General features: G+C 68.8%; 4 protein-coding genes and 1 pseudogene. 3 read left to right on the forward strand and 2 right to left on the reverse strand.

Going from position 1 to position 6,555, the window contains the following annotated elements:
- The first annotated feature begins 13 nt into the window (after positions 1–13).
- On the forward strand, positions 14–3,547 hold the full coding sequence (locus FMP39_RS27275) for a hypothetical protein (RefSeq protein ID WP_141593076.1): 3,534 nt from the start codon (positions 14–16) through the stop codon (positions 3,545–3,547).
- 125 nt (positions 3,548–3,672) lie between these two features.
- Here FMP39_RS27275 and FMP39_RS27280 read toward each other — a convergent pair whose 3' ends face one another.
- The gene (locus tag FMP39_RS27280) at positions 3,673–4,479 is read right to left on the reverse strand and encodes a pseudouridine synthase (RefSeq protein ID WP_141593077.1); all 807 of its coding nucleotides are present in this window, start codon (positions 4,477–4,479) and stop codon (positions 3,673–3,675) included.
- A 182-nt stretch (positions 4,480–4,661) separates the two neighbouring features.
- Between FMP39_RS27280 and FMP39_RS27285 the strand changes: the two genes are divergently transcribed.
- Positions 4,662–4,922, forward strand: coding sequence for a hypothetical protein (locus tag FMP39_RS27285; protein ID WP_141593078.1), 261 nt, complete (start codon positions 4,662–4,664; stop codon positions 4,920–4,922).
- On the opposite strand, the gene FMP39_RS27290 is transcribed toward FMP39_RS27285, so the two are convergent.
- Positions 4,919–5,641: an RNA methyltransferase gene (locus tag FMP39_RS27290; RefSeq protein ID WP_141593079.1), complete on the reverse strand. Its 723-nt coding sequence runs from the start codon at positions 5,639–5,641 to the stop codon at positions 4,919–4,921. The genes FMP39_RS27285 and FMP39_RS27290 overlap by 4 nt on opposite strands.
- A gap of 267 nt (positions 5,642–5,908) precedes the next feature.
- Between FMP39_RS27290 and FMP39_RS27295 the strand changes: the two are divergent.
- A pseudogene (locus FMP39_RS27295) lies at positions 5,909–6,555 on the forward strand (hypothetical protein); the annotation flags it as partial.

A 6,555-nucleotide genomic window follows, 5' to 3' on the forward strand; every position in this document is an offset into this window, starting at 1 on the left:
GAGGAACCTTCACATGACCACGACACCTCGCTCGTCCACCACCAGCGTCGTCATCCCCAGCACGCTGCCGAAGAACCCGTCGCTGACTGTCAGCGCCAGCGGCTCGTTGATGAAGAATTACCTGCCAGCGCTGCCGATTGCCCCCGGCGGCCAGGTCACCGCCGCCTGCGACTCCAACGGCTACCCCATCGTTTTCTCCTTTGGAGCCGACAGCGGGGATTTCTATGCCATCGTCAACACGCGCAATGACCCCACGGGCTGGAGTCAGATTGACTTGCTGCCAGGGGTGTCCGCGCTGGGCAAGCCGGTCTATTTCGCCAGCGGGCAATTGAGCAACGGCAACCTCTGCCTGTTCCTGGCTTGCCAGGATGCTGCCTCCGGCGCGGTGAATACCTATGTGGCCGGACCGCTGTCCAACAACCTGGAGGTGACCGACCTGTCGCAGCTGGCTGCGCTGTGGACCCCCACCGGCAACCCGCTGTCTGGCTCGAGGGTGAGCCGCGCCAGCATCAGTCCGCTGGACGATGGCAAGGGCTTTGGCATCCCGATGATCGCCGTGGGCCTGGTCGCCCCTGGCGCGACGGACGTGCTCACCTACTTGATGCAGGCCACGGTCAACACCACGACCGGCGCCATCACCTGGAACTGGACCTCCTTTCCCTCGCCCACCGACGCCCGGACGGTGCTGGACTCCGCGCCCGGAGCGGTCTCCGACCTGGGGCAGGGCCTGTACATGCTGTACGCCGGCCAGGACGGCAGCACGCACCTCGTCTTCAAGACGCTGCTCAACGAGTTCGGGCGGGACTACGTGCGGGCGCTGCCCGTGCCCGCGGGCCAGAACAGTCTACAGACCACCGCGGGCAGCGGCGGCACCAGCTATCTCTATGCCGGCGGCGCGGCGGGAATCGTGTTCTGGAACGCCAGCGCCCAGCTCGAATCGAACGCGCCGGGCTGGACGGCCGCACAGACTGTCGCCACGGGCGAACAGCTGCCGGGCATGGCCGCTGGTGGGCTCGTGGTCCGGCAGAGCTTCAGCAAGTCCAACGCGCTCTCCGCCTGGGCGCTCTCCGGCAGCAACCTCTACCTGCTCAGCCAGTTCGAGCATCAGGGGGCCCTGCACTGGACGACGCCGCTGGTGCTGAAGACCGGCATCTCGCGTATCGCGCCGCTCATCAATCCCGCGACCCGCGCCAACGAATTGGTGTTCCTGACCACCGACTGGGAGCGTCAGAAGGCCATTCACTATCTCTGGCAGGACCCGGCCACCACGCTCTGGCAGGAGGAGACCATCCCCCTGTACAGCAGCGACAAGGTGCAGGAGGTCAACAGCTACAGCACCAGGCTCAGTTTCCGCGTCAACGGCCAACCCCCGGCGGCGCGCCTCCCGTTGACCCTGACCAGCGCCAGCTTCCAGAGCCTGTTGATCAACGGCCTGAAATACACCGTGGACGCCGGCGCGAGCGTGGAGGTCTCGACCAACGTCACCGGTGAGCTGGACATCATCCAGCAGATCCAGGACCTGGCGGTCTCCACCTTCACGCTGACCAGCAGCGCCTTTACGGACACGCTGCGGATCAACCCCGCGAGCAACGTCTACAAGAAGCTGGCCGCCGTGCGGACCGGCGCGGACATCCCCGTGCTGCCGCCCACGCTGCCAGAAGGCGTGACGGCCGACCAGATCGCCAGTGCCATCGCCCAGATGATGGCCTTCCAGCCAGAGCAGTCCTACCCCACCGAGGTCATCAGCGTCGTGGGGCCCACGCCTCAGGCCAAGAGCGGGGCGCACATGGCTCGGCCGCCCCAGGCGTTCGCGCTGTCCTTCGGTCCGCAGGGGCTCCTCCGATACCACTCGGGCGCCGAGGCGTCCCAGTTCAAGCTGGTCGAGGACGTGGGCGAGTGGATCGTCGACGCCGTGGGCGACGTGGTGCAGTTCATCGGCAATGTGGTGGACCAGATTGGCCACATGTTGTTCGAGGTCGCGGAGACGGTGATCAAGATCACCCTCAACGTCGCAGGCCGCGTCATCAAGTTCGTCATCCAGAGCTTCGAGCAGCTCTTCGCCTTCCTGACGGCGCTGTTCAAGGCGCTGAAGGTTGGCATGGAGAAGCTGATTGGCTGGCTCGGCGAACTGTTTGGCTGGGATGACATCTGGGCCACGCACCTCGTCATCGCGAAGACGCTCACCGGCGCCCTGGAGGCGCTGTCCAAGGAGGTGCAGGAGGACTCGGCCCGGCTCAAGAAGAAGATGGCGCGCATCATCGCCGAGCAACTGGGCTTCGCCCGCGAGAACTTCGCGAGCATGAAGGTGCCAGCGAGCGTCGCGTCCATGGTCCCCAGTGAAATGGCCGCGGCCACGCAGCAGAGTCACCCCGGCATCAACTTCGACACGCCCATCGCGAGCTGGTCCAGCTACCAGACGCAGTACAGCGGCATGCTCCTGGGCGGCGGTCCCGTGGGAGACCTGCCCGCGCCGGTGCAGAAGTTCATCGACGACGTGCTGATTCCCACCTCCTTCGTCCTCGTGAAGGCCATTGAAGAGGACTGGGAGAACCTGAAGGCCGTGTTCACCGGGGAGGGGAAGACCGTCGAGCACATCGTCACCTTCCTCCAGGGGCTGGCGAAGACCATCATCGACACGCTGGAGATACTGCTGCTGGGCTGCGTCGACTACCTGCTGGACCTCGTGCCGTGGGTGGTGAGTCTGTTGACCGAGCCGGTCAACATCCCGTTCCTCTCCGGCTTCTACACGTGGCTGACCAGCGCGCTCGGGAAGGGCGAAGCCCCGCCGGAGGAGCTGTCGGCGGTGAACCTCATGTCGCTGCTGGTGGCGGTTCCCTATACCTACCTCTACAAGCTCGCCAACGACGGCCAGGCGCCATTCTCTGGGGACCCGCTGGACCTCTGGACGAGCATGACGCGGGTGGACACGGCAGAGGGCGCGAGCAAGAAGGAGGCCAGCATCGCGGCCCGGCGCTATTCGGTGATTGGCGCGGGAGTCGCTTCGATTGCTGGCTGGCTCGCATCGCTGATGGGCTTCGTGCGAGTCAGCATGGATGCGGCACGGCTGAAAGGAGCGCTTGGCAAGTGCCTGCTGGTCTCCAGCCTGACCATGGGGGGGATTGCCGCCGCATTCACCTTCCCCATCCAAAGCCCCGCGATGGAGGGCACTGCGTACCAGATGCGGGTCCTCGTGTGGATCGCGAGCCTCCTGCGTCTGGGCTCCACGGCGCTTCCCATCAGCTCCGCCGCGGTGCGTGGCACGATCAAGGCATGCTTCGACGCTGGCATCGGCGTCACCGCCATCAGCAGCGACATCCTCGGCTCTCCGCGCAACTCGACCTGGTGCAGCGACGTCTGCTCCAACCTGGGCGGCGTCATCACCGGCGTCAGCACGGCGATTGTGGCGGTCCAGCCCGAGGCCGCGGTCACCATCATCGCCGGCATGGGCCTGTCCTATCTGGGCGGCAATCTGGTGGCGCTCATCACCGCGCTCTCGACGAACATCGTCAAGGCGGAAGCCCTCTACTTCCAGAACTTGGGCGGCTGAGTCGCCTTCAGCCTCGCGTCGAGGAGCGCCACCAGGGGTTATCCATGGCGCTCCTCTCACGCGGGGGCGTGGGCCCGCCTGTCGAGCGGCACCCAGCCATGCTTCGTGGGGAGGGAACGAAGGCCCTAGGGAGCCGAGGGCGCGCGCCCCTCGTAGCGAAGTCCCTCGCGGACCTCATCGTCCGTCAGCAGCCGGAAGGTGCCTTCGGGGATGCCTTCCAGGTCCACGCTGCCAACGGCCTCGCGGTGCAGCGCGCGCACGGGCAGACCCACCGCGCCGAGCATCCGCTTCACCTGGTGGTGCCGGCCTTCCGTGAGCGTCACCTCCACCGTGTGCTCGTCCCGCACGTTCACCTTCGCGGGGCGGGCGGGGCCATCATCCAACGTCATGCCCCGGCGCAGGGGCTCCACCCGCTCGTCGCTCGCGGTGCTGAAGACGGTGGCCACGTACCGCTTGGGCAGGTGCGCGTCCGGGGACGTGGCGTGGGCCACCAGCTTGTCGTCGTTGGTGAAGAGCAGCAGGCCCGTGGAGTCCACGTCCAGGCGGCCCACGGCGTGCCACGTGTATCCAGCCAGCTCCGGCGGGAGCTGGGGCAGCAGCGCCTCGAAGACGGTGCCGGTGCGGTGCTGCCGCTCCGTGGAGGACAGCAGGCCCGCGGGCTTGTGGAAGGCCAGCACCCGCGTGGGCGGGGCTTCCAGGGACACGACGAGTCCGTCCACCTTCACGGTGGCGCCCGGCGGCACGGGCGTCAGCGCCATCTTCGCCACGCGGCCGTTGATGCTGACGCGGCCAGCGCGGATGGCGTCCTCCGCTTCCTTCTGGGGAAAGACGCCCGCGCGGGCCAGCGCGCGCGACAGCCAGTCCGGCTTCTCCTTGCCCTCCCAGCGTTTGTGTTGCGGCGGCGGCTTCGGCTTGTCGGGCTTGCGAGACATGGGCGCGGCACTGTACCCGGGCGGGCCTCGGGCGGGGGCGGGAGTTGAACGGGCCCTGGAGGCGCTGTCGCGATGAAGCCGCCTGAACGGGGGCCGCCCGCCCGGCCGGTCTGTGGCCACGCGGCCGACGTGGCCCTTCGGGATTGCGGGCAGGAACGTGCGCCGGTGGACACCTTCCGGACATGCGCACCCGGATTCCATACCTGACGCTCCTGGTCCCCGTTCTCGCGCTCGCCCAGTCACGGGCGCGGGCGCCCATCGGCGGGGAGCCCGCGCCCGCCCAATCCACATGGCTGTGGGTCCTGCTGCTGGTCGTGGCCGCCGCTGTCCTCGCCTGGGGCGCGGTGCGCATGGCGGGGCGCAAGGGGCCGCCGACGTCCGGCTCCGGGGGGATTGGCGTGGGGAAGGGGACGGGGCTGCCCCAGAAGCCGCGCTCCGTCTAGGGCGCGGGCTGACGCTTGCGGAGGCTGTGCAGCGCGGCCAGCCACAAGCGGGCTTCCTTCCGCGTCAACCGTGAGCGCCGCAGCGGTGCGAACAAGTCCCGCACCGCCGTGCGGCCCGGCTGGGCGTCCACGAGGAAGCCTCCCGTCGTGAGGACGGATTCCAGCGTGGACTCCACCTGCGTGAGCTCCGCGTCCGTGGCCGCCGCGGGCAGCGGGCCGGGCGGCGTGGCGGCGGCCTCCAGCATCGCCACGCGGACCTCGTAGGCGTACAGCAGCACGGCCTGCGCCAGGTTGATGGAGGGCTGTTCGGGCGCGGTCGGCACGGCGGACAAGTCGTGCACGCGCTCCACCTCCGCGTTGGTGAGTCCACTGCGCTCGTCACCGAAGACGAGCGCCACGGGCCCTTGGGGCGCCCGGGCCACCAGCTCCTCACCCACCGCGCGCGGGGGAAGTCGGCGCTTGCCTTCGACCTTGCGCGAGCTGGTCCCCACCACCCAGACACAGTCCGCCACGGCCTCTTCCAGCGTGTCCGCGCGCCGTGCCGCGTCCAGCACGTCCCCGGCGTGGACGGCGAGCCTTCGCGCCGGCTCCAAATCCTCCACCTCCGGGCGGACCCAGACCCAGTCGGAGAGGCCGCAGTTCTTCAAGGCCCGGGCGGCGGCGCCCAGGTTTTCCGCGTTGCGGGGGCGCATGAGGACAAATCGGACAGGCAGCACCATGCGCGGGGCACCTTAGCGGTTTCTCGCAGCCTGAGGACCGCGGATGGAGGTCCCGCCGCGTCGCGGACTCCGCTAGCCTGGGGGCCTCGAAAGCCTTCGCAGGCGCCCAGGAGCCACGGACGGTGTGGCTCACTGGACACCCTGCGGGTCCGCTGACGCGCGGGGGACGCGTCAGGGCCGCGGGTGCCTGACCACAGCCCTCTCTTCCTCGGCGTGTCCTCGTCCGGCACGCCTTGTGAAGAACACGCGTCATCTTCTGGAGGAATCATGGGTTCGCAGTCCGTCGTCACGCAGCGGCCATCGTGGGCGAAACGCTCGCGCTGGCTCCTCGCGGCCATGTTGGTGAGCGCCACGCTCGCAGGCTGCAAGAAGGAACAGGAGTCCACCGAGCCGCCCGCGTCGCAGCCCCAGGCGCCCGTCGCCGCGCAGCCGGCGGACTCGGGGACGGCCGTGGCGCAGGCGCCGACGCCCCCCGCGCCGGAGCTGCTGACGCCCGTCGTCCGCGCGGTCTCCACCAGCGACGTGCTGCCGCAGGACATCGTCATCGAGTTCCCGCGGGAGGTGCGCCCCAACGATGGCTCGGTGTTGAAGGACACCGTCGTGACCATCACTCCGGAGGTGCCGGGCAGCCTCTCCTGGTCCTCCCCGTCCACGCTGACCTTCAAGCCGTCGGGGGCGGGCTTCGCCTTCGACACGAAGTACGCCGTCTCGCTGGCGTCGGTCGGGCTGGATTCGGGCGTGGTGAAGCCGGCCGCGGTAGGGGACTGGTCGCACACGTTCACCACGCCGCCCTTCCAGTTCGTCCGGATGGTGCCGCGTCAGCTCGACACGGTGAAGGGCCGCGTGGAGGTGGAGGTCGTCTTCTCCGGTCCCGTGGATATCGCCGCGGTGCGCTCGCGGGCGGGCTTCCGGGT

The organism is Myxococcus sp. AB056 (assembly GCF_006547365.1).
In the GTDB taxonomy this organism is placed as follows: domain Bacteria; phylum Myxococcota; class Myxococcia; order Myxococcales; family Myxococcaceae; genus Myxococcus; species Myxococcus virescens.

What these genes read in the sequence shown, in the direction of transcription:
- FMP39_RS27275 (WP_141593076.1), top strand. Translation starts at nt 14, where the DNA reads ATGACCACGACACCTCGCTCGTCCACCACCAGCGTCGTCATCCCCAGC.
- FMP39_RS27280 (WP_141593077.1), bottom strand. Translation starts at nt 4,479, where the DNA reads ATGTCTCGCAAGCCCGACAAGCCGAAGCCGCCGCCGCAACACAAACGC.
- FMP39_RS27285 (WP_141593078.1), top strand. Translation starts at nt 4,662, where the DNA reads ATGCGCACCCGGATTCCATACCTGACGCTCCTGGTCCCCGTTCTCGCG.
- FMP39_RS27290 (WP_141593079.1), bottom strand. Translation starts at nt 5,641, where the DNA reads ATGGTGCTGCCTGTCCGATTTGTCCTCATGCGCCCCCGCAACGCGGAA.